Genomic DNA, 21,400 nt, shown 5'->3' on the forward strand with positions numbered 1-21,400 from the left:
GGGCGGCGTGGCACGCGCGCCTCCCCGCGGCCTTCCATCTGGGGAAAGGATGCCGCGGCCGCCGCCTGTGGAGCAGAGGCCGGTCGCGGCATCCGTCGTCGTCTGGGCGGAGGTCCTCACCGGACGGGAGGGCGAATGCGGCCGGATCGGTCCTCCCTTCCCGTGAGCACCTCCGCTCCGCGGAGGGCCGGTAGCGGGCGACTGAGGGCCGCCAGCGGCTGCGCGAGAGGGCCGGGGTGTGGAAGGGCAGGCGACGGATGCCGCGGCCCGGCCGCCCAGGCTCGGCCGATACAATGTGGGGCATCCCACACTCAGGCACGCTCACACAGTGCCGCACATATCGCACGAGGAGACCCTTATGGCCGACGCGCAGACACCGCCGACGATTCCGGACAAGCCCGCTCTCGAGGGTCTCGAAGACAAGTGGGATGCCTCGTGGCAGGCGCAGGGCACGTACCTGTTCAACCGCGCCAAGGCCGCCGAAGTGGGCCGTGCCGGCGTCTTCTCGGTCGACACTCCCCCGCCGACCGCGTCGGGGAGCCTCCACATCGGCCACGTCTTCAGCTACACGCACACCGACGTCAAGGTGCGGTACGAGCGCATGCGCGGCAAGACCGTCTTCTACCCGATGGGGTGGGACGACAACGGCCTACCGACCGAGCGCCGGGTGCAGAACTACTACGGCGTCCGGTGCGACCCGAGCCTGCCCTACACGCCCGGCTTCACGCCCCCGTACGAGGGCGGCGACAACAAGAGCAGCAAGGCCGCCGACCAGGTGCCGATCAGCCGCCGCAACTTCATCGAGCTGTGCGAGAAGCTCACGGTCGAAGACGAGAAGCACTTCGAGGCGCTCTGGCGCAAGCTCGGGCTGAGCGTCGACTGGACGCAGACCTACCGCACGATCTCCGACCAGACGATCCGCACGAGCCAGCTCGCCTTCCTCAAGAACCTCGAGCGCGGCGAGGCGTATCAGGCGCTCGCTCCGACGCTGTGGGATATCGACTTCCGCTCGGCCATCGCGCAGGCCGAGCTCGAAGACCGCGAGCAGCCCGCCGCCTACCACCGCGTCGCGTTCCACAAGACCGACGGCTCGGGCGACGTGCAGATCGAGACGACGCGCCCCGAGCTGCTCGCGGCCTGCGTCGCGCTCGTGGCGCATCCGGATGACGAGCGATATCAGCCGCTCTTCGGCACGACGGTGCGCACCCCCGTCTTCGGCGTCGAGGTGCCCGTGCTGGCCCACCCCCTCGCCCAGAAGGACAAGGGGTCGGGCATCGCCATGATCTGCACCTTCGGCGACGTGACGGACATCATCTGGTGGCGCGAGCTCGACCTGCCCAACCGCACGATCCTGGGCAAGGACGGCCGCGTCATCGCCGATGCGCCCGACGTCATCGTCACCGACGAGGGCAAGGCCGCCTACGCCGAGCTCGCTGGCAAGACCGTCTTCAGCGCCAAGAAGCGCATGGTCGAGCTCCTCCAGGAGTCGGGCGACCTCATCGGCGACCCGAAGCCCTTCACGCACCCCGTCAAGTTCTACGAGAAGGGCGACCGTCCGCTCGAGATCGTGTCGACGCGGCAGTGGTACATCCGCAACGGCGCCCGCGACGAGGCACTGCGCGAGAAGCTGATCTCGCTCGGCCAGACCATGTCGTGGCATCCGGATTTCATGCGCGTGCGGTTCGAGAACTGGACCAACGGGCTCACCGGCGACTGGCTCGTCTCGCGGCAGCGGTTCTTCGGCGTGCCGATCCCCGTCTGGTACGGGCTCGACGAGAACGGCGAGCGCGACTACAGCGAGGTGCTGGTCCCGACCCTCGAGCAGCTGCCGGTCGACCCGACCACCGACATCCCCCTGGGCTACACCGCCGAGCAGCGCGGCGTTCCGGGCGGATTCGAGGGCGAGCAGGACATCTTCGATACATGGGCGACCTCGTCGCTCACCCCGCAGCTCGCGGGCGGCTGGGAGCACGACCCCGACCTCTGGTTCCTGGTCTCGCCCTTCGACCTGCGGCCGCAGGGTCAGGACATCATCCGCACGTGGCTGTTCTCGACGCTCCTGCGAAGCGCGCTCGAGAACGGGACGGCGCCGTGGACGGATGCCGCGATCTCGGGCTTCATCGTCGACCCCGACCGCAAGAAGATGTCGAAGTCCAAGGGCAACGTCGTGACGCCCGCCGACATCCTCGAGCAGCACGGGTCGGACGCCGTGCGCTACTGGGCCGCCTCGAGCCGCCTCGGCACCGACGCCGCCTTCGACCCGCAGAACCCGACGCAGATCAAGATCGGACGCCGCCTTGCGATCAAGGTGCTCAACGCGGCCAAGTTCGTGCTGTCGTTCCCGGTGCCCGAGGGTGCCGAGGTGACGCACGCGCTCGACGCGTCGATGCTCGCGACCCTCGACGGGGTCGTCCGCGAGGCGACGAAGGCGCTCGACGCGTACGACCACGCCCGCGCCCTCGAGATCACCGAGTCGTTCTTCTGGACGTTCTGCGACGACTACCTCGAGCTCGTCAAGGAGCGCGCCTACAACCAGACCGACGTCGGACAGGCCTCGGCGGCGCTCGCGCTGCGGATCGCGCTCGAGACGCTCCTGCGCCTGTTCGCTCCGGTCCTCGCATTCGCGGCCGAGGAGTCGTGGTCGTGGTTCCACGACGACTCCGTGCACCTCGCCGAGTGGCCCGAGCCCCTCGGCATCGAGGGAGACCTCACGGTGCTCACGACGGTGAGCGAGGCGCTGGTCAGCGTCCGCCGCGCCAAGACCGAGGCGAAGGCCTCGCAGAAGACGCCCGTCGCCCGCGTCACGATCGCGGGGCCTGAGGCATCCGTCGCCGCTCTCCGACTCGCGGAGGGCGACCTCAAGGCCGTCGGCCGCATCGACGAGATCCAGTACACGGATGCCGAGGCCCTCGCGGTCGCCGACATCGAACTCGCTCCCGTGGAGGTCTGACATGCAGCTCGGAACGCGATGGACGTCGGGAGACGAGCCGCCCGCCGCCGTGCCCGCGGCGCTCGCGCGCGGCGTGCGCGGCGTCGACGGCGCGATGCCCGCCGACGAGCTCGGTCAGCCGCGCCCGCGGTGGACGCTCACGTGGCTCGAAGGCCGCCCCATCGCCGAGCTCGACACCGGCGTCATCGTGACGCTCGACGAGGACGGCGAGCCCGAGGTCCGCCACGACGACGAGACGTCGTTCGGCGGTCACTGACCTCGGGCACTCGCCCCGAACCCGCCCGGTCAGGCGGCGTGCGGATCGCCGGCCTCGGCGCCCGCGTTGCGCGTGCCGACGACCAGGAGATGCGCGCCGAGCACGGTCGCGATGAAGATGAAGACGCCCGCCGTGACGAAGGGCAGGCGCAGCGAGGTCTGCGCCACCCAGCCGCCGAGGAGCGTGGCGAAGGAGAACATCCCCCACGTGACGGTGCGGATCGTGCCGAGCACACGGCCGAAGATCTGCGGCGGCACGATCTGCTGGCGAAGCGCGCCCCACGGCACGTTCCACACCGAGATCGAGAACGCTCCGAACGCGTAGGCGATGCTCGCCGACCAGACCTCGGGCATGACCCCGGTCAGTCCGAGGCCGATCGCGGCGCCGAAGTTCGCGCCCAGCATGACCCAGCCGCGCCCGAAGCGCTCGACCAGACGCGGGGCGACAAGCGACCCGCCGAGCGCGCCCACGCCGATGCCGGCGGTGACGAAGCCGATGGCGAAGGGCTGCACGCCGAGGTCGTCGAGGAAGTAGAGGATCGTCGCGGCCTGCGCGAACGACAGTGCGCTGCCGACGAGGGCCGTGTAGATCGTCATTGTCCGCAGGTAGCGGTGGTGCCAGAGGTAGGAGACGGCTTCGCGCGCGCTCGTCTTCGAGCGCACCGGTGGGGTCGGCACAGGCTCCGCGATCGGCCCCGCCGACGAGACATCGGGGGCCGAGGGATCCGTCACCGTCTCGTCACGCTGCAGGGAGTGAGCTGCCGACAGCGGGAGCAGCAGTGCGAGGACGATCGGCACGATGTACCCGGCCGACCCGATCCAGAGTGGGAGGGCGAGCGACACCGCGAACAGCACGCCCGCGATGGGCTGGGCGATGAACATGTCGATCGTGACCTGGGCCGCCTGCATGCGGCCGTTCGCACGGTCGAGCTGCGGCCGCTTCACGATGCCCGGGATGACGGCGTTCGTCGCATTGTCGAACAGGGTCTCGCCGAGCCCGAAGACGAGGGTGGCGAGGAACAGCGCCCACAGCTGCAGACCGCCGGTGACGGTCAGGATGGCGAGCCACAGCGCGACCGCGCCGCGGATGGTGTTGGCGATCGCCATGACGATCCGCCGGTCGAACCGGTCGACGATCATGCCGGCGGGCAGGCCGAAGACGAGCCAGGGCAGGAAGGCGAGGGCGCCGATCACCGAGATCGCGAGCGGATCGCGGGTGAGGGTCGTGGCGATGAGCGGGACGGCGGTGCGTCCGAGGCCGTCGGCGAGGTTGCTGAAGGCCGCGGCGGTCCAGAGCTTTCCGAAGTCGCGGCCGAGCGGGGCCCTGCTTCCCCGCCCGGCCGCGGACGCCTCGGCGGTCTCGACGGTGTCGGTCATCGCGGCATGATCCCGATCGCGCCGAGCGCCTGCGCCTGCGTACGCGATGCGTCGTGCTGGATCGCGGCCGAGGGGGTCGCGGTCGCACGGCGCTGCACGCGTGCGGCGACGAAGGCGTCGAGGGCGGATGCCGCGCGCAGGAGCGCGCGGTCGATCGTCGTGGTGGACGTCTGCGGCGAGGTGAGGGCGGTCATGACTGTTCCTCCAGTTCGGGGAGGGGGAAGACGTCGGCGCGGATGGTGACGGGCCGGACGTCGTCCCCGGTCTGATTGCGGTACTTGTCCACGGCCTCATCGATCAAGGCCATGATGTTGCGGGTGAGCTCGGTGCTCTGCTCAGGCGTGAGACGGGCGGTCGCCGTGGAGATCATGCTGGCGTCCTGCCACGGCCCGTTCTCCTCGGTCAGGCCGCTGTCGACGAACCGCATGAGCTGGGCCTGGCGGAGCTGGAAGAACTCGCTCATCACGATCTGCGTCGCCGCGCGACCCGAGGGGGTCTTCAGTGCTTCGCCGTTCGCGAAGGAGACGCCGCCGATGGGTCGCTCCCACCACCGCTCGCGCGCCGAGCCGCGGCCGTCGACCTCGCGGATGAGGTCGTGCTTCGCGAGTGCGCGCAGGTGGTAGCTGGTCGAGCCGCTCGACTCCCCGAGCCGCTCGGCGAGCGAGCTCGCGGTCTGCGGTCCGTACTGGCTCAGGATGTCGTAGATCCGCACACGGAGCGGGTGTGCGAGCGCCCGGAGTGCGCCCGTATCGAGGACCCGGTCCTGTGCGTGCCGGGTCTCGACGCGCTCTGCCGGCGACATCTTTTCGGGGCCCTGCTGATCTTCCATGCTGAGAGAGTACAACTGCAAAGAAGTCTTTGCAACACAATCTTTGCAAAGAGTCGTAGGCATGCGCGCCCCGCGTGACTAGGCTGAAAAGCATGGCGAATGAGAACCCGCTCCTCTCCCCCAGCACGCTCCCCTACCAGCTGCCCGACTACGCGAACATCGAACCGGCGCACTACCTCCCGGCCTTCGAGCACGCCTTCGCCGAGCACCGGAGAGAGATCGACGCCATCACCCGTGTGCGCTCGATGCCGACGTTCGAGAACACGATGTTGCCGCTCGAGACGAGCGGTCGCCTCCTCGGCGATGTCTCGCGCACCTTCTACACGGTGTCGTCGGCCGATGCCACGCCGGCGATCCAGGAGATCGAAGAGACCCTCGCGCCGCTCATGTCGGCGCACTACGACTCGATCCAGCTCGACACCCAGCTGTACTGGCGCATCAAGACGCTGCACGACCAGCTCGACCGGCTCGACCTCGATCCCGAGCAGGGGTACCTCGTCGAGCGCCACTTCCGCGAGATGACGCAGGCCGGCGCGGGCCTCGACGACGAGGCGAAGAGCCGCTTGACCGAGATCAACCAGCGCCTGTCGACCTTGACCACGACGTTCGAGAAGAACCTCCTGGGCGACACCAATGATCTCGCCGTGACGTTCGACGACGCCGCCGCGCTCGACGGACTCACCGACGGCGAGCTGTCGGCGGCCGCACAGGCGGCGACCGATCGCGGGCTCGACGGCAAGTACCTCGTGACGCTCACACTGTTCACGGGGCATCCGTATCTCTCGAGCCTCACGAACAGGGACAGCCGCAAGCGGATCCTGGATGCCTCGCGCGCACGTGGATCGCGAGGCAACGAGTTCGACAACCGCGATGTGCTGCGCGAGATCGTGCGGCTGCGCGCCGAGCGCGCGGCGCTCCTCGGCTACGCCTCTCATGCGGCGTTCGTCACGGCCGACGAGACCGCCGGCTCGCCCGAGGCGGTCCAGAGTCTCCTGCGCCGGCTCGCCGTGCCCGCCGCCCGCAACGCCCGGCGCGAGCAGCACGCCCTGCAGGCGATCATCGACGCCGGGCCCGAGTCGTTCGCGCTCGAAGCGCACGACTGGGCGTTCTACACCGAGAAGGTCCGCCAGGCCGAGTACGACCTCGACCGTGCGGCGCTGCGGCCGTGGTTCGAAGCGGAGCGCGTGCTGCAGGACGGCGTCTTCCACGCCGCGACGCAGCTGTACGGCATCACCTTCACCGAGCGCGGCGACCTGCGCGCCTACCACCCCGACGCGCGCGTCTTCGAGGTCCACAACGCCGACGGCTCGGCGCTCGGGCTGTTCGTCCTCGACCTCTACACCCGCGACACCAAGCGGGGCGGCGCCTGGATGAACTCGATCGTCTCGCAGTCACGCCTGCGCGGCACGAGCCCCATCGTCGTCAACAACCTCAACGTCCCCAAGCCCGCACCCGGCAAGCCGACGCTGCTGAGCCTCGATGAGGTCACGACGCTCTTCCACGAGTTCGGCCACGCCCTGCACGGACTCTTCGCCACGGTGACCTACCCCCACTTCGCGGGCACCAACGTCTTCCGCGACTTCGTCGAGTTCCCGAGCCAGGTCAACGAGATGTGGATCTACTGGCCCGAGGTGCTCGCGAAGTACGCGCGCCACATCGAGACCGGTGAGCCGCTCCCCGCCGAGGTGGTCGACAAGCTCGCCGCCTCCGAGACCTTCAACCAGGGCTTCGCGACGACTGAGTACCTCGCCGCCTCGTGGATCGACCAGGCCTGGCACTCGCTCGGCGCCGACGCGGCGGCCGAAGACATCGACGTGGCCGCGTTCGAGGCATCCGCCCTCGCCGACATCGGACTCGACAATCCCGTCGTGCCCACCCGGTACTCCTCGACGTACTTCGCGCACGTGTTCTCGGGCGGCTACAGCGCCGGCTACTACTCCTACATCTGGAGCGAAGTGCTCGACGCCGACACGGTCGAGTGGTTCCGTGAGAACGGCGGCCTCACGCGCGCGAACGGCGATCGCTTCCGCGAGCGTCTGCTCGGTGTCGGCGGCTCGAAGGATCCGCTCGAGGCCTACCGCGACTTCCGGGGGCGGGATGCCGAGATCGAGCCGCTCCTGACGCGTCGAGGTCTCGCGGCCTGACGCCTGTCGAGAGGTGTGCGGCGGGTCGGATCGCCCCGCCGCGCACGGCTGTCATCGTGTCGCGCACCCGACCGAAGGTGGGCGCCTCGACGTTCGCGGGGCCGAACCCCTCGAGGTCGGGCAGGAAGCCGTCCCCGATCGCCGCATCCGCGCGGCGGGAGGCTCAGGTCTCAGGCGCTCTTGCGCTTGTGCCGGAGTACGAGGGTGGGAGCTGCGCCCTCGTCGACGGCCGCGCGCGTCACGATGACCTTGTCGACATCCTCCGCGGAGGGGATCTCGAACATGATCGGACCCAGCACGTCTTCGAGGATCGCGCGGAGGCCGCGAGCACCCGTCTTGCGGGCGACGGCGAGATCGGCGATCGCCTCGAGGGCGTCGCGCTCGAACTCGAGCTCCACACCGTCGAGCTCGAACATGCGCTGGTACTGCTTGACGAGCGCGTTCTTGGGCTCGGTGAGGATCTCCATCAGCGCCTGCTGGTCGAGAGGTGAGACGGATGCCACGACGGGCAGGCGCCCGATGAACTCGGGGATGAGCCCGAACTTGTGCAGGTCTTCGGGCTGCACCTCGCTGAAGAGGTCGAGGTCTTGCCCCTTGTCGTGCAGCGGCGCGCCGAAGCCGATGCCGTGCTTGCCGACGCGGGTCGACACGATGTCTTCGAGCCCGGCGAAGGCGCCCGCCACGATGAACAGGACGTTCGTCGTGTCGATCTGGATGAACTCCTGGTGCGGGTGCTTGCGGCCCCCCTGCGGCGGCACGGAGGCGACAGTGCCCTCGAGGATCTTCAGCAGCGCCTGCTGCACGCCCTCGCCCGAGACGTCGCGCGTGATCGACGGATTCTCGGCCTTGCGGGCGATCTTGTCGACCTCGTCGATGTAGATGATGCCGGTCTCGGCGCGCTTCGTGTCGAAGTCGGCGGCCTGGATGAGCTTGAGGAGGATGTTCTCGACATCCTCGCCGACGTAGCCCGCTTCAGTCAGTGCCGTGGCATCGGCCACCGCGAAGGGGACGTTGAGGCGCTTCGCGAGGGTCTGTGCGAGGTAGGTCTTGCCGCAGCCGGTCGGGCCGATGAGCAGGATGTTGCTCTTGGCGATCTCGATCTCGTCGGCGCGCTGTTCGGCGGGCTGAAGCGTGCCGTGCGCGCGGATGCGCTTGTAGTGGTTGTAGACGGCCACCGAGAGGGCGCGCTTCGCGGGCTCCTGCCCGACGACGTACTCCTCGAGGAACGCGAAGATCTCACGTGGCTTGGGCAGGTCGAAGTCGGAGACGACTCCGGCGCCCTGTTCGGCGGCGCGCTCTTCGATGATCTCGTTGCACAGCTCGACGCACTCGTCGCAGATGTACACGCCGGGGCCTGCAATGAGCTGCTGGACCTGCTTCTGGCTCTTTCCGCAGAAGGAGCACTTGAACAGGTCGGCGCTCTCACCGATGCGGGCCATCTGCTCTCCTCCTTGCGGGGCCGGTCCCCTGCCGGCTGATGTCGAGCCTAATCGCTGCCGCCGACTTGCGGCGGATTGCGACGCGCAATGTGGAGGGCGCGATCCTCGTGTTGCGCTGCCAGCGGAACCGGGTGGCACGAACAAGCCCCGCCGGGCGCGTGAGCGGCGGCGGGGCTTGATCGGCGAAGGCTACTTCGTCAGGGCTGCGGGCGTGCGCTTGCGCGTCGTGAGCACCTGGTCGACGAGACCGTAGACCACGGCCTCCTCGGCCGAGAGGATCTTGTCGCGGTCGATGTCTTTGTTGACCTCTTCCTGCGACTTGTTCGAGTGCTTCGCGAGCGTCTCCTCGAGCCACGTGCGCATGCGCATGATCTCGGCCGCCTGGATCTCGATGTCGGAGGCCTGACCGTGGCCCGCCTCCCCCATCGCCGGCTGGTGGATGAGGATGCGGGCGTTCGGCAGCGCGAGGCGCTTGCCGGGTGCGCCCGCCGCGAGGAGCACGGCGGCCGCGGAGGCCGCCTGGCCGAGGACGACGGTCTGGATCTGCGGCGACACGTACTGCATCGTGTCGTAGATCGCCGTCATGGCGGTGAAGGATCCACCCGGCGAGTTGATGTACATGATGATGTCGCGGTCGGGATCCTGGCTCTCGAGCACGAGGAGCTGGGCCATGACGTCATCGGCCGACGCGTCGTCGACCTGCACGCCGAGGAAGATGACGCGGTCTTCGAAGAGCTTGTTGTAGGGGTCCTGGCGCTTGTAGCCGTAGGCGGTGCGCTCCTCGAACTGGGGCAGGACGTAGCGGCTGCTGGGAACGTGCAGCGACTGCGGAGCGGGGGTGCCGAAGGTCGGGCTGATCATTGACGTTTCTCTCTCTTTCGCCGCAGTCTCAGGACGCGGTCCCGCCGCCGCCGATGACGTCGGCTGCGGACTCGCGGATGTGGTCGACGAAGCCGTAATCGAGGGCCTCCTGGGCGCTGAACCAGCGGTCGCGGTCACCGTCGGCGTTGATCTGCTCAACGGACTTGCCCGTCTGCGCGGCCGTGATCTCGGCGAGGCGCTTCTTCATGTCGAGGATGAGCTGCGCCTGCGTCTGGATGTCGCTCGCCGTGCCGCCGAAGCCGCCGTGCGGCTGGTGCAGCAGAACACGCGCGTTGGGGGTGATGTAGCGCTTGCCCTTCGTGCCGGCGGTGAGAAGCAGCTGGCCCATCGAGGCGGCCATGCCGATGCCGACCGTCACGATGTCGTTCGGCACGAACTGCATGGTGTCGTAGATCGCCATACCCGCCGTGATCGAGCCGCCGGGCGAGTTGACGTAGAGGTAGATGTCCTTCTCCGAGTCCTCGGCGGCCAGGAGGAGGATCTTCGCGCAGATCTCGTTGGCGTTGTCGTCGCGCACCTCCGAGCCCAGCCAGATGATGCGGTCCTTCAGCAGCCTGTCGAAGACGCTCGTCGCGACAAGGGGTTCGGCCATGTTCACTCCTGTTTCCGGTGGTCGTGCTGACGAATCTACCGGCGTGCTCCGGACGACCCGCCCGTGTTCGCCCTGGGCAGAGAAGGGGGTGGATGCCGCGGCATCCACCCCCTTCGTCGATCGCGCTCGCGCGACCTTACTTCTTCTTGGCAGCCTTCTTCGCGGGCTTCTCGTCAGCCGCTTCGGCCTCTTCGGCCTCGACGATCGCGTCGGCCTCGGTCGCGGCATCCGCGATCTCCTCGGCTTCCTCCACGACCTCTTCCTCGTCGTCGACGGCGACGAAGCCGGTCAGGTCGACAGGGGCGCCGTTGGTGTCCACCACCGAGACCTTGCCGAGCGCGACGGCGAGAGCCTTGTTGCGCGCGACCTCGCCGACGATGGCGGGCAGCTGGTTGTTCTGCTGCAGCGCGTCGACGAAGTCCTGCGGGGCCATGCCGTACTGCGCGGCGGACTGCACGAGGTACTGCGTGAGCTCGTCCTGCGAGACCTGCACGTCGAACTTCTCGGCGATCGCGTCGAGCAGCATCTGCGTGCGGAACTGCTTCTCGCTGGCCTCGGTGACCTCGGCGCGGTGCACGTCGTCTTCGAGACGGCCTTCGCCCTCGAGGTGGTTGTGCACCTCGTCCTCGACGAGCTGCGCCGGCACGGGGATCTCGACCTGCTCGAGGAGCTGCTCGACGAGCTTGTCGCGCGCCGCGGAGCCCTGCGTGAAGACCGACTGCTGGCCGACGCGCTCCTTGAGGCTGTCGCGCAGCTCGGCGATCGTGTCGAACTCGCTGGCCATCTGCGCGAAGTCGTCGTCGGCCTCGGGGAGCTCGCGCTCCTTGACGGCCTTGACCGACACGGCGACCTCGGCCTCTTCGCCGGCGTGGTCGCCGCCGACGAGCTTCGAACGGAACGTCGTCTCTTCGCCCGCGGTGAGCGAGTCGATGGCCTCGTCGATGCCCTCGAGCAGCTCGCCCGAGCCGACCTCGTACGAGACGCCCTCGGCGCGGTCGATCTCTTCGCCGTCGATCGTGGCGACGAGGTCGAGCTCGACGAAGTCACCGGTCGCGGCCGGGCGGTCGACCGTGACGAGCGTGCCGAAGCGGCCGCGCAGGCGGTCGAGCTCGGCGTCGATCGCAGCCTCGTCCACCTCGGCGGCCTCGACCTCGATCGTGGTGCCCTCGAAGTCGGGCAGCTCGAACTCGGGACGCACGTCGACCTCGACCTCAACCTGCAGATCGCCCGAGAAGTCCTTCTCGTTCGGCCAGCCGGTGACCTCGGCGCTCGGGCGGCCGAGCACGCGCAGCTCCTGAGCCTGAACGGCCTCACGGTAGAAGCTGTCGAGACCCTCGCTGACGGCGTGCTCGAGCACGGCCGTGCGGCCGATGCGCTGGTCGATGATCGGCGCCGGCACCTTGCCCTTGCGGAAGCCGGGGATCTGCACGTCCTGAGCGATGTGCTCGTAGGCGTGCGCGATGCTCGGCTTGAGCTCATCGGGGGTGACCGTGATGTGCAGCTTGACCCGCGTGGGGCTGAGCTTCTCGACGGTGCTGTTGACCATGCCTTTTCGTTCTCCTTGTGTGACCCGCGCGCGTGCGCGGCAGCGGAAGGTCTGAATCTTTCGAGTTCGAGGGGCCGTGATGTCGGGGCGACAGGATTTGAACCTGCGGCCTCCCGCTCCCAAAGCGGGCGCTCTACCAAGCTGAGCTACGCCCCGGGCGGGTGCGGACGCACGCGTACGCCGAACGGCCCCGAGAAGTCTAGCCGACCTGGGAGGGGGTCACCTGTGCGGGGCGAATCGGGCTCGCGCGCTGTTGACACCGCAGAGGCCCGGTGGCACGTTCCCCTCAGGCATGCAGAAGGGGGGTCAGGCATGACCGCAGGCACCGGGACGAGTCCGGACTATCGCCACCGCCGACGGCTGCACCCGCGTCGCCCGCAGACCACGCTCGCCGAGCGCTGGACCATGGTCGACGGCGTCGACGTCTTCTACCGCGAGTCCGTGAACCCTCCGGATGCCGCGGTCATGATGCATGTCCACGGCTTCGGCCTCTCCGGGCGCTACCTGCTCCCGACCGCCGAGCGTCTCGCCGACGAGTTCCACACCCTCGTGCCGGATCTTCCCGGCTTCGGACGGAGCGGCAAGGCGCCGGGTCAGCTCGACGTCCCCGATCTCGCCCGGGCGGCCGCGCGCTTCCTGGACGACCGCGGGATCGAGAAGGTGACACTCGTGGGCAATTCGATGGGATGCCCCGTCATCTGCGAGTTCGCCTACCACTACCCCGACCGGATCGAGCGGGCTGTGCTGGTGTCGCCCGCGGGAGGCATCCACAACCAGCCGCTCGCGCGTGCGATCGGTCAGCTCGCGAAGGACGGCGGGCGTGAGCCGGTGAGGATGGTCGGCGTCGCGACACCGGACTACCTGCGGTTCGGGGTGCCGAGCACCTTCAAGATGTTCAAGGCGCTGACGCAGTACCCCTCGCTGGAGCGGCTGCTCGGCCTCCACATCCCGACCCTCGTCGTGCTCGGCGAGCGCGATCCGCTGCTGCCGAAGGCCGAGCGCATCCAGGAGGTCGCGTCGCAGAGCGACAACCACGTGCTGGTGGTGCAGATGGCGACGGCCGCGCATGCGATCAACTTCAGTCATCCCGACGAGCTCGCCCACGTCATCCGGCTCTTCATGGATGACAAGCCCATCCGCGACCATGCCGCCGGCAACGCGCACACGCGGATCTACGAGGTGCACCGGGGGGCGCTGCATCCCGAGGCGAGGCCGGACTGAGCGGCATTCCAGGGCCGTCGCGTCCTGTGTATTAGACTCGACCGGGTGCGCTTCGGCGCGCTCGGGGATGTAGCTCAATGGTAGAGCCTCAGTCTTCCAAACTGATGGTGCGGGTTCGATTCCCGTCATCCCCTCCGATTTAGGCCCGGAATTACGCGGGAGTTCGAGGCCAAGACTCCTCCCGACTACTTTTCTGACTACATCCGCGGTAGAATGAGGGATGAAAAGAGCCCCGCACCTGCGGAAACAGGCCGGGGCATTGGCCGACTGGTAAGGAGTCGACATGGAAGATTCTATCCGGGAGCTCGCCGCCTTGAAGGGCATAGCTATCGGTAGCAATGTTCCCCCGTGTTCGCTGGTCATCGGCGACGACCTCCTCCGGATCCATGACGACGGCACCGTGGACGGTCGGCTCGAGGACATGGGTGAGGCTGCCCGGGTCTTCGTGGAGTTCGTACGCGGTCACCTCGCGATGGACCTGAACCGGGTGCTAGCCGACGCATGGGACGAGGGTGCAACCGCACAAGACCTCACTTACACCTCTGAGCGTCCGCTCAATCCCTACCGGGAGCAGACCAATGACTGAGGCGGGCGAGTGGCGGGCGGGGGAAACGTGGTTTGTCCCCCCGCCGACGCACGTGCGAGTCTCAGATCTGCCAGACAGGCTTCGAGGAATCCCGTTCGACGAGTTGAAACCCGTACAGGGAGCAGACCAATGACTGAGGCGGCGAGTTGGGCCGACAGGGAAGCCCTCGCCGAAGCACTTCGAGCGCTCCACCTCATAGATCTCAACAACCTGCATGAAGTTGTCACCGCTGTAGCCGCAGGCTGGCGCCCCCCGGAGAAGCATGAGTGCATCTGCTACGGATACGGCATAGATCCCCGTTGCCGCGCGCACGAGGACGAGGAGCAGACCAATGACTGAGGACGACCGTGGCTAGTGTCCGTCACCGGCTCTCCGCTAACGGGGACGTGAAGTGGCAAGTCCAGTTCCGCATCGACGGGAAGCTCACCGGGGAAACGTTCGACACACCCGAAGCAGCACACCGGTTCGGGAACCTCGTCGACACCATCGGGGGGAAAGCGGCCCGTCAAGTGCTCGCCGCACGCCAAGGCCGCAACGAGAAAGTCGTCACGCTCCGAGAGTTCACCGAACGATACCTCGACCCGGACAGTGGACTCCTCACCGGCGTCACGGACGGCACACGCCACGACTACCGCCTCGCCGCCGAACGATCCTTCCTCATGGTCCTCGGTGAGATGCCCGTCGATGCGATCACGAAACAAGACATCGGCAGGTGGGTCGCATGGCAGGAGAAGCAACCATCCACCCGTGGCGGGAAAGACACCGGCAAGCTCGTCGCCCCGAAGACCGTCACCAACTACCACGGGCTCCTGTCGAGCGTGATGAACACGGCGGTCGAAGCGAAACTCATCCCCGACAACCCCGCCCGCGGGACGCGGCTCAGCAAAGGCCGACGCCCGGAGATCGTGTTCCTCACCCCCGACGAGTACATGACCCTGCTCCACTTCATCCCGGACAGGCATAAGCCGTTCGTTCAGTTCCTCGCGGGGACGGGATGCCGGTGGGGTGAAGCGACCGCCGTCACGTGGGGTGACATCAACCTTCGCGTACACCCCGCGACCGTCCGCATCGACAAGGCCTATAAGAAAGGCGTCAAGGGGAAACCGGTCCTGGGTGATCCGAAGTCTTTCAAGGGAACCCGGACGATCGCCCTGTCAGATGACACGGTAGCGATGCTCGGTAACCCTGGCTCCCCCGATCAGCTCCTGTTCCCGGGGCGTGTGAGCGGGCGGAACCAGTTGTGGAAGGTGTTCCAGAAGTCCACGTGGGAACCCGCCGTCCGCAAAGCGATGGACCCCGAGCTCTGCAAAGCCGCTGGGCTCGAGCCGCTGACGAAACGCCCCACGATCCACGGGCTACGCCACTCCCACGCATCATGGCTGATCGCGAACGGTGTCCCCCTGTTCCTCATCGCCGCGCGCCTCGGGCATGAGAACACGGACCAGATCAGCAAGACGTACGGTCACCTCATGCCCGACGCTCACCTTGTCATGGCTGACGTGGTGCAGACCGCGATGGCCGGCACCCACCAACGGCAGATCGCATCATGACGCACACGGATGGCGAAAACCTCGAGCCCCTGATTCGGCGGATGCAGTGGGCCGTGTTCGCTGCGGAAGTGCAGTCCACGGTCGACCGGCTCCCGGAAACACGAAAACCGCCCCTCCCACCCGGGGAGGGTGGAAGGGGCGGTGTGTCAGCGGAAGAGTCCGTGAAGCCAGCCGAGGAATGATCCCCAACAGTTGAGGTGCGGTCCTTCGGTGCGACTGTTTGTTCGAGCGAACGGCATACGTGTTCCTTCTGTGACGAGGGCATGAGAAAACCCCCACCCGGGATTGGGTGAGGGTTGGGGGTGGGACGCTTCAGGGGATCCGAACCACTCTGAGACGGAAAGGTTCGGTTGCGGGGGTTTCTGCTGGGATGCGTCGGCCTCGTCACTTCCCCGTAACGAGTCGCCGCTATGGTTCGGACCATGCCTAGTGGTGGAGCGGTCGCCGGTCGCGGGTTCGTGATCCCCTCGCTCGACGGGTTGCGGTTCGTCGCGATCCTGCTCGTCGTGTGGGGGCACGCGGAGCTGCCGTACAAGTTCATCCGCGAATCGTCCGGTGTGACGATCTTCTTCTTCCTCAGCGGATACCTGATCACCACGCTGCTGCGCCGGGAGTTCGACAAGACCGAGCGGGTCTCGATCAAGGACTTCTACCTGCGCCGGCTGTTCCGGATCTTCCCGCCGTTGTACATCGTCGTGACGATCATGGTCGTGCTCTCGCTCGCCGGCATCATCGCAAACCAGATGACGGCTCTGGGCGCGGCGTCGGCCTACGGGTTCTTCGCGAACTACTACATCATCTTCGCCGGTCGCGAGGGGCTCCCGGGAGGGATGAACGCTCTCTGGTCGCTGGCCGTCGAGGAGCACTATTACCTGCTGTTCCCGATCATCTACATCGCGCTGCGCAAGTGGCTCCCGAACCGGTGGTGGCAGGCCGGTGTCCTCGCGGCGATCTGCCTCGCGATCATGGGGTGGCGGGTTTGGCTGTTCGCTGACGGTGCCAGCTACGACCGGATCTATCTCGCCACCGACACCCGTGCCGACGCGATTCTGTGGGGATCGATCCTCGCGATCATCGCGAACCCGATGTACGACGAGATCCGCGCACCGCGCCGCAAGCGGCTGCTCACGCCGATCCTGCTCGCCTCTGTCGCCGTGTTCTACGTCGTCTCGCGGATGCCCGACTCGATCGGCATGACCGTCGGCTACACCGTCCAGGCGGTCGTTCTCGCGGGCGTGTTCATCCCGCTCATCCTCGCGCCGAGATCGATCGTAGGGCGGGCGATGAACTGGCGCCCGATCATGTGGGTCGGCGTGATCTCGTACTCGATCTACCTCATCCACCGTCCCGCGCTGATGCTCGCCGAGGAGTACATCCCCGCACCGCACCTGACGCAGGCGATCATCGGGATCGCGGCGACAGTGCTGCTGTCGTGGGCGATGCTGCACTGGGTGGAGAAGCCGTTCGGCGTGCTCCGCAAGCGCTTCTCGCACGCCGCCGAGACGGCGAACACGACGGTTCCCGAAGGAACACGCCGCGCCCGCCGACTCGAACGCGTCAGGTGATCGACCAGCAGTAGAGGTCGTCGGCGCGGACGCCCGCAGCCGTTCCGCGGAGACCGATCTGCGTCGCCGCGGATGCCGTCGATGACGTTGCGGTCCCCTTGATGACCCCGTTGATGATGACCGTGAACGTCGTACCGTAAACGGCCACTTCGACCACGTCGCCCGGCGAGGCGGTGACGCCCGTCGAGAGCAGCGTCGTGTACGAGCCCGTGTAGGACTGCAACAGCCACTCGGATGTGGTGCTGGATATGTTCAGCCCGACCCAGGCAGACGTGGACGTGTACCGCGCCAGGAGCCCGAAGGTGTGACTGCCGGTGCTGATCCGCCCCGCGAACGTTGCCTTGACCCAGTGGTTCGTGCCGCCTGCGCCGACGACCGCGAAAGCCGACGTCGTGGTCGCATACGCCTGCGTGTTGACGATGCTCCAGGTGCCGGAACTCCAGGCCGCGGCTCCGGTGCTGGTCGACCCCATGCTGCCCGCGGGCGCGTCCGCGCGGTTGAAGTTGTCCGCGAGGGCGAGGGCCATGTTGGGGGCGGCGTTGGCATATACCCAATCGGAGTCCACCCCGTCGAACGTCGCCTTGACGCGGAGCCCGTAGACGGTGCCCGCCGTGAGGCCGGTCTTCGTGACGCTCGTCGCCGTCGGGGAGCCGAGCGTGATCGCCGTCCAGGAGCCTCCAGCCGGCATGTGCTCGAGCGTGTAGGAGGTCGGGACTCCCTGCGTCGGCTGGCTCCATGAGATGTCGAGCTGCGTCGAGGATGTGGACGACGCTGTGAGGCCCGAGGGCTTGTCGCTGCGGTATCCCATGTTCCGGGCGATCTCCGCGCCCGGCGCGCTCTGCGTGAACGTCACGGTCGCGCGGCGCAGATCGTTGTCCGTGAGCGCGAAGTTGCTCGCGTTCTTCGTCGCATCCCCAATGATGAGGTCGGTCCCCGCGTTCGAGAACAGGGTGTTCCGCTGGATCGCGAGGTACGAGGTCGACCCGAGCACGGCGATTCCGCCGAGCGTGTTGCTGTGGACCCGGTTCGAGTCGATGCACACGCCGGCCCCGAGGTCGGCGGTCGACGGGATGCAGATGCCGTAGCCGGTGTTCCCGAAGATCTCGTTGCTCGCGATCGTGTAGCCACCGGTCGACGCCTTGCCGAGGATGACACCGGCGCCCGTGTACGTGAGCGGACTCCCGCCATTGCCCGAGATCACGTTCCCACGGATCAGCCCGTCCACGCCGCCCTGAGGGGCGAGGATCGTGTCGTCGATCGCGACTCCCGCGTACCTGTTGCCGATGAAGTGATTCCCCTGCACGATCGCGCCCGTGGAGCCGCAGTCCTTGAAGCCGATCCAGTTGCCCTCGCCGTGCGAGCCGATCAGTCGGAACCCATTCGGGTAGTACGTCTCACCGTTCTGCTTCTCCGTGAAGAACCCGTAGATGCCGTTGTTGCGGGACGTGCAGTTGATGATCGTGACCGACTCGGTGGGCGATCCACCCGTGCCGATCCCGAACCCGGACCCACCGGAGGCGGTCTTCGGGTCGACGGATTTCTCGAAGATGCCGCGACCGCAGCCCTCCGCGACGCAGTCCACGAAGATCGCGCCTTCGAGGTGGTCGACGCCGAACCCGGTCGCCCAGGTGTTGCGTACCCGCACACGCTCCCACCGGGCGCGCTTCATGTACTGGATGAAGATGCCCTTGATCTGCGTCGTGTAGCTGCTGTTCGTCTGTGAGGTGCCGTCGACGTCGAAGTCCTGGAAGGTGCAGTCGTCGAACGTGTAGCCCGCGCCTGGGTAGGAGCCGTCGATGAACGACTGGTTGCCCACGGGATAGAAGATCGTCTGCCCCATGCCCGCGCCGCGGATGCCGACGCCGGTCTTCCAGGTGAGCTTGGTCGTGAAGCGGTAGAGACCCGCGGGGACGACGATCTGATAGCCGATCTTCGCGAAGGTGCCTGACTGCGCGGCGTACTCAACTGTGAGCGCGTCGATCGCTCGCTGAAACAGGACGTGGTTCGTTCCGGTGTTGTTCCGGATCAGAGTCTCGCCGTCCGCCAGAAACTCCCGGATGTCGCGGAGGTAGGAGGGCGTGAGGGCCGCGTCGACAACTGCATCAATCGTGGTGTTTAGTGCGTCACCGACCGGAGTACCCGGGGTGCCGATGTCATCCACAACCTCCTGATACTGCGTCTCCATATGCGCCAAACGGGCAGCGTTGATCCGAGTCGTCTTCGCAGGAAGATTCGACCACTCCAAAGGTTCATACGGCATCAGATACCCCCATCAGACGGGTAAAGCGGATTCGACTCAAGAAACAAAGCAATGCGCTGATCAATCAACGCGATCAGCGACGGCGGCTGAGGAGTCGGCGCGAACGACACCGGATCCACCACAACCAGGTCACCGAAATCCACCGGACCCACATCCGGGATCTCCACAAACCGGGTAACCGCTGGCCCCTTCTTCGACGCCACCCGCACCCGCGCACACGCAACCCCACCCGTACCCGGCACATCCAACGGCGCCACCAACACCCCATCCACGATCCCCACACGGATACGCGACGGGAACACCACATCCGCACCATCAACCACCGTGACCGGTCCACGACCAGCCCAATAGTCGACGGTGACTTCACCTTCCGCGATCGGGCCGGGAGCCTCCAGAAGCCTCTCCAACGCCGTCAGGTTGATAACAGTCACCCCGGCCCCCTTCGGTTACTCAGCGTCCGCAGGCTCACCCGGCACGGCGGGCGGACGCGTGTTGAACGCGGCCAGCACGACGCCGATGATGAGGGGCACCGTTTCCGCGTCGATCCAACCCTGCTGAATGGCGAGCAGACCAGCCGCCGCGAGCACGCCGTAAAGCCAACGACGCACGAGATACCACTTGATGTTCTTGACGTTCATTGAGTCCCCCTTAGAAGAGAAGAAGTTTGGACAGGGCCACGACCGAAAGGATGAGACCCGTGATGCCGGCAAGACCACCCACGATCTGATACCAGGCAGTCTTCGTCGGGATACGCTGCGCCAGGATCGCGTTCTCCGACCGGGCCGTGTCCGCCGTCGACTGCGCACGAGCAATGTCGCCCCGGAACGTCGCGTTGATCTCCGACTGTGAAGCGGCGTTCGAATCAACCGACGACTGCAACGAACTGACCTGACCCGTCAACTGCCCGAGCAGGAAGTTCGTCTGATCCTGCGGGCGCATCGGAACGGGATCGTCAGCCATCAGCTCGCACCCAGGTACTTCGCCCGCCACTCGCGGAACGAAACATCACCCAGCGGGACCGCCTTCTGACTGATCCCGTGGAACGCGACCAGGTTGTTCGCGAGCTGCTGATCGGTGAACTCGAGCCACGCGGCCTTACCCACACCATCGCCCGCAAGAGCGAACACCTTCGTATCTACATTGACGTAAACGGTGGCCATACCAGCCCTCGCCTTCTTTGCTTCAGGGACCAATCCCGTCACCGTTCCCGCGGTGGTGGGAGCCCAAGGGTCCAGGTCGATCACATGCCACGGCTCATCCGGGTAGCCGCGCGCAGGGCAGATCAGATTCGGGGACAGCCCCACAGCCCGACAATCGGCGAAGAACGCGTCCCGCTTATCAGGCGTGTCCCGCCCGTCACGATTGCCGTAGCAGTACGCCCAGTTGCCGTAGTCAATAGCGAGGGTCTGCTTCCCCTCCCACAATCCCCCGTGCGACGACGTCCCCGCCCATGCGGCACCATTCCCCCACACGGCCCGATACTTCACCTGCCAGGCATAGGGCCGGTAACAGGAGAACCCGGCAGACGGACGCAGCCGCGGATTCCGTTTCAGCAGAGCCTCATGCTTCGCCGCGGTCGACGGGGACAGCAACCAGTCATACCGGCCGTAGCTGTCCTCCCCAGACCCGACGCTCACCAGAAGATCAACCGGGATATACCCGTTCTTGTAGAGCGGCACGAGTCACGCCCGAGTTGCTTTCCACTGCACGCTGAACAAGTTCGACGGCACAGACCCAATCCGCATACCCCGCACCTTGCAACCCGACGCGGTGATCTGCTCCACCATCCCGTTCATCGTGACCTGACCCGCAGGCCCCACCGTCTGCACCACCACAATCGGTGCGGACGAGAACATTCCGACCGGGAACGTCACATCAATCAGGTCCGACCAGAAAATCGGTGAAGACCCACCGCCCCCCGACGCGGGACACGCCACCACACCCGTCGCCGACGTCGGCCACACGATGTCCCACCCGGACCCATCCCACACCTCAAGCCGAGTCTTCGTCGTGTTGTAAACCAGCAGCCCAGCGAAAAGAGCATCCCCCGTGATCGCGTCACGCTCCGCTTCGGACACGCCACCACGGAAATTCCCCATCAGCGCAATCAGCTCGATCATCTTGTCGAAATCAGCCTGCGTAGACGGCGTGTTCGTCGCGGAACCGAGACCCTTCGGCCCACCACTTGAAGACCAGCCCATCAG

The 21,400-nt window shown here is 66.9% G+C and carries 20 protein-coding genes and 2 tRNA genes; 8 read left to right on the plus strand and 14 right to left on the minus strand.

Translation table 11 applies throughout. From position 1 onward, the window contains the following. Positions 1-358: 358 nt before the first annotated feature. Together valS and ACSBPH_RS01435 are read left to right on the plus strand one after the other, a co-directional pair. Positions 359-2,950, plus strand: a complete 2,592-nt coding sequence (gene valS / locus ACSBPH_RS01430) for a valine--tRNA ligase (RefSeq protein WP_442575842.1) — start codon at positions 359-361, stop codon at positions 2,948-2,950. A gap of 1 nt (position 2,951) precedes the next feature. Beyond that, positions 2,952-3,206 carry a hypothetical protein gene (locus ACSBPH_RS01435; RefSeq protein WP_442575843.1) on the plus strand — a complete coding sequence of 85 codons (255 nt, stop codon included), beginning with the start codon at positions 2,952-2,954 and terminating at the stop codon, positions 3,204-3,206. Positions 3,207-3,235: 29 nt separating this feature from the next. Here the strand turns inward: ACSBPH_RS01435 and ACSBPH_RS01440 are convergent, their stop codons facing one another. The 3 genes from ACSBPH_RS01440 to ACSBPH_RS01450 are packed head-to-tail and all read right to left on the minus strand — an operon-like array spanning position 3,236 to position 5,384. Next, entirely contained in the window at positions 3,236-4,582 is a 1,347-nt protein-coding gene (locus ACSBPH_RS01440) for an MFS transporter (protein WP_442575844.1), read from the minus strand. Beyond that, entirely contained in the window at positions 4,579-4,776 is a 198-nt protein-coding gene (locus ACSBPH_RS01445) for a hypothetical protein (RefSeq protein ID WP_442575845.1), read from the minus strand. Before ACSBPH_RS01445 ends, ACSBPH_RS01440 begins: the two co-directional genes overlap by 4 nt. Continuing rightward, positions 4,773-5,384 (minus strand): winged helix-turn-helix domain-containing protein, encoded by a 612-nt coding sequence (locus ACSBPH_RS01450; protein ID WP_442577223.1) that lies wholly within the window; start codon positions 5,382-5,384, stop codon positions 4,773-4,775. The genes ACSBPH_RS01445 and ACSBPH_RS01450 overlap by 4 nt, the downstream gene beginning before the upstream one ends. Before the next feature lie 119 nt (positions 5,385-5,503). Between ACSBPH_RS01450 and ACSBPH_RS01455 the strand changes: the two genes are divergently transcribed. Continuing rightward, positions 5,504-7,555 (plus strand): M3 family metallopeptidase, encoded by a 2,052-nt coding sequence (locus ACSBPH_RS01455; RefSeq protein WP_442575846.1) that lies wholly within the window; start codon positions 5,504-5,506, stop codon positions 7,553-7,555. Between the two features lie 170 nt (positions 7,556-7,725). Here the strand turns inward: ACSBPH_RS01455 and clpX are convergent, their stop codons facing one another. The 5 genes from clpX to ACSBPH_RS01480 form a co-directional block, all read right to left on the minus strand. Continuing rightward, positions 7,726-8,994, minus strand: a complete 1,269-nt coding sequence (gene clpX / locus ACSBPH_RS01460) for an ATP-dependent Clp protease ATP-binding subunit ClpX (protein ID WP_442575847.1) — start codon at positions 8,992-8,994, stop codon at positions 7,726-7,728. Between the two features lie 189 nt (positions 8,995-9,183). Continuing rightward, positions 9,184-9,855: an ATP-dependent Clp protease proteolytic subunit gene (locus ACSBPH_RS01465; protein ID WP_442575848.1), complete on the minus strand. Its 672-nt coding sequence runs from the start codon at positions 9,853-9,855 to the stop codon at positions 9,184-9,186. 28 nt (positions 9,856-9,883) lie between these two features. Further along, entirely contained in the window at positions 9,884-10,468 is a 585-nt protein-coding gene (locus tag ACSBPH_RS01470; protein ID WP_442575849.1) for an ATP-dependent Clp protease proteolytic subunit, read from the minus strand. A 136-nt stretch (positions 10,469-10,604) separates the two neighbouring features. After that, entirely contained in the window at positions 10,605-12,014 is a 1,410-nt protein-coding gene (gene tig / locus ACSBPH_RS01475) for a trigger factor (RefSeq protein WP_442575850.1), read from the minus strand. Between the two features lie 82 nt (positions 12,015-12,096). Further along, a tRNA-Pro gene (locus ACSBPH_RS01480) sits at positions 12,097-12,170 on the minus strand. A gap of 156 nt (positions 12,171-12,326) precedes the next feature. Between ACSBPH_RS01480 and ACSBPH_RS01485 the strand changes: the two genes are divergently transcribed. The 5 genes from ACSBPH_RS01485 (at position 12,327) to ACSBPH_RS01505 (ending at position 16,936) form a co-directional block, all read left to right on the plus strand. Then, a complete protein-coding gene (locus ACSBPH_RS01485; protein WP_442575851.1) occupies positions 12,327-13,235 on the plus strand; it encodes an alpha/beta fold hydrolase in 909 nt (302 codons plus the stop codon). A 63-nt stretch (positions 13,236-13,298) separates the two neighbouring features. Beyond that, a tRNA-Gly gene (locus ACSBPH_RS01490) sits at positions 13,299-13,369 on the plus strand. A gap of 149 nt (positions 13,370-13,518) precedes the next feature. After that, positions 13,519-13,821, plus strand: coding sequence for a hypothetical protein (locus ACSBPH_RS01495; protein ID WP_442575852.1), 303 nt, complete (start codon positions 13,519-13,521; stop codon positions 13,819-13,821). 386 nt (positions 13,822-14,207) lie between these two features. Further along, the gene (locus ACSBPH_RS01500; RefSeq protein WP_442575853.1) at positions 14,208-15,371 is read left to right on the plus strand and encodes a tyrosine-type recombinase/integrase; all 1,164 of its coding nucleotides are present in this window, start codon (positions 14,208-14,210) and stop codon (positions 15,369-15,371) included. Positions 15,372-15,793: 422 nt separating this feature from the next. Next, positions 15,794-16,936, plus strand: coding sequence for an acyltransferase family protein (locus tag ACSBPH_RS01505; protein WP_442575854.1), 1,143 nt, complete (start codon positions 15,794-15,796; stop codon positions 16,934-16,936). On the opposite strand, the gene ACSBPH_RS01510 is transcribed toward ACSBPH_RS01505, so the two are convergent. The 6 genes from ACSBPH_RS01510 to ACSBPH_RS01535 all read right to left on the minus strand — a co-directional run bounded on the left by ACSBPH_RS01510 (position 16,929) and on the right by ACSBPH_RS01535 (position 21,397). Then, on the minus strand, positions 16,929-19,097 hold the full coding sequence (locus ACSBPH_RS01510) for a right-handed parallel beta-helix repeat-containing protein (RefSeq protein ID WP_442575855.1): 2,169 nt from the start codon (positions 19,095-19,097) through the stop codon (positions 16,929-16,931). The two genes, ACSBPH_RS01505 and ACSBPH_RS01510, sit on opposite strands and share 8 nt — an antisense overlap. Positions 19,098-19,195: 98 nt before the next feature. Continuing rightward, positions 19,196-19,627: a hypothetical protein gene (locus tag ACSBPH_RS01515; RefSeq protein WP_442575856.1), complete on the minus strand. Its 432-nt coding sequence runs from the start codon at positions 19,625-19,627 to the stop codon at positions 19,196-19,198. Positions 19,628-19,642: 15 nt separating this feature from the next. Then, positions 19,643-19,834, minus strand: a complete 192-nt coding sequence (locus ACSBPH_RS01520) for a hypothetical protein (RefSeq protein ID WP_442575857.1) — start codon at positions 19,832-19,834, stop codon at positions 19,643-19,645. A 10-nt stretch (positions 19,835-19,844) separates the two neighbouring features. Further along, complete coding sequence (locus ACSBPH_RS01525; RefSeq protein ID WP_442575858.1) at positions 19,845-20,156, minus strand: hypothetical protein; 312 nt, start codon at positions 20,154-20,156, stop codon at positions 19,845-19,847. Further along, on the minus strand, positions 20,156-20,875 hold the full coding sequence (locus tag ACSBPH_RS01530; protein WP_442575859.1) for a hypothetical protein: 720 nt from the start codon (positions 20,873-20,875) through the stop codon (positions 20,156-20,158). Before ACSBPH_RS01530 ends, ACSBPH_RS01525 begins: the two co-directional genes overlap by 1 nt. A 3-nt stretch (positions 20,876-20,878) precedes the next feature. Next, positions 20,879-21,397 carry a hypothetical protein gene (locus ACSBPH_RS01535; RefSeq protein ID WP_442575860.1) on the minus strand — a complete coding sequence of 173 codons (519 nt, stop codon included), beginning with the start codon at positions 21,395-21,397 and terminating at the stop codon, positions 20,879-20,881. Between the last annotated feature and the right edge of the window lie 3 nt (positions 21,398-21,400).

The sequence above is a fragment of the Microbacterium sp. F51-2R genome, from assembly GCF_052180235.1.
Classification (GTDB): domain Bacteria; phylum Actinomycetota; class Actinomycetes; order Actinomycetales; family Microbacteriaceae; genus Microbacterium.

Bases quoted from the DNA above. Each gene is read 5' to 3' on its own strand.
- ACSBPH_RS01485 (WP_442575851.1), top strand. From the start codon at position 12,327: ATGACCGCAGGCACCGGGACGAGTCCGGACTATCGCCACCGCCGACGG.
- ACSBPH_RS01535 (WP_442575860.1), bottom strand. From the start codon at position 21,397: ATGGGCTGGTCTTCAAGTGGTGGGCCGAAGGGTCTCGGTTCCGCGACG.
- ACSBPH_RS01505 (WP_442575854.1), top strand. From the start codon at position 15,794: ATGCCTAGTGGTGGAGCGGTCGCCGGTCGCGGGTTCGTGATCCCCTCG.
- ACSBPH_RS01435 (WP_442575843.1), top strand. From the start codon at position 2,952: ATGCAGCTCGGAACGCGATGGACGTCGGGAGACGAGCCGCCCGCCGCC.
- ACSBPH_RS01495 (WP_442575852.1), top strand. From the start codon at position 13,519: ATGGAAGATTCTATCCGGGAGCTCGCCGCCTTGAAGGGCATAGCTATC.
- ACSBPH_RS01440 (WP_442575844.1), bottom strand. From the start codon at position 4,582: ATGACCGACACCGTCGAGACCGCCGAGGCGTCCGCGGCCGGGCGGGGA.
- clpX (WP_442575847.1), bottom strand. From the start codon at position 8,994: ATGGCCCGCATCGGTGAGAGCGCCGACCTGTTCAAGTGCTCCTTCTGC.
- ACSBPH_RS01465 (WP_442575848.1), bottom strand. From the start codon at position 9,855: ATGATCAGCCCGACCTTCGGCACCCCCGCTCCGCAGTCGCTGCACGTT.
- valS (WP_442575842.1), top strand. From the start codon at position 359: ATGGCCGACGCGCAGACACCGCCGACGATTCCGGACAAGCCCGCTCTC.
- ACSBPH_RS01445 (WP_442575845.1), bottom strand. From the start codon at position 4,776: ATGACCGCCCTCACCTCGCCGCAGACGTCCACCACGACGATCGACCGC.
- ACSBPH_RS01455 (WP_442575846.1), top strand. From the start codon at position 5,504: ATGGCGAATGAGAACCCGCTCCTCTCCCCCAGCACGCTCCCCTACCAG.
- ACSBPH_RS01450 (WP_442577223.1), bottom strand. From the start codon at position 5,384: ATGTCGCCGGCAGAGCGCGTCGAGACCCGGCACGCACAGGACCGGGTC.
- ACSBPH_RS01520 (WP_442575857.1), bottom strand. From the start codon at position 19,834: ATGAACGTCAAGAACATCAAGTGGTATCTCGTGCGTCGTTGGCTTTAC.
- ACSBPH_RS01525 (WP_442575858.1), bottom strand. From the start codon at position 20,156: ATGGCTGACGATCCCGTTCCGATGCGCCCGCAGGATCAGACGAACTTC.
- ACSBPH_RS01470 (WP_442575849.1), bottom strand. From the start codon at position 10,468: ATGGCCGAACCCCTTGTCGCGACGAGCGTCTTCGACAGGCTGCTGAAG.
- tig (WP_442575850.1), bottom strand. From the start codon at position 12,014: ATGGTCAACAGCACCGTCGAGAAGCTCAGCCCCACGCGGGTCAAGCTG.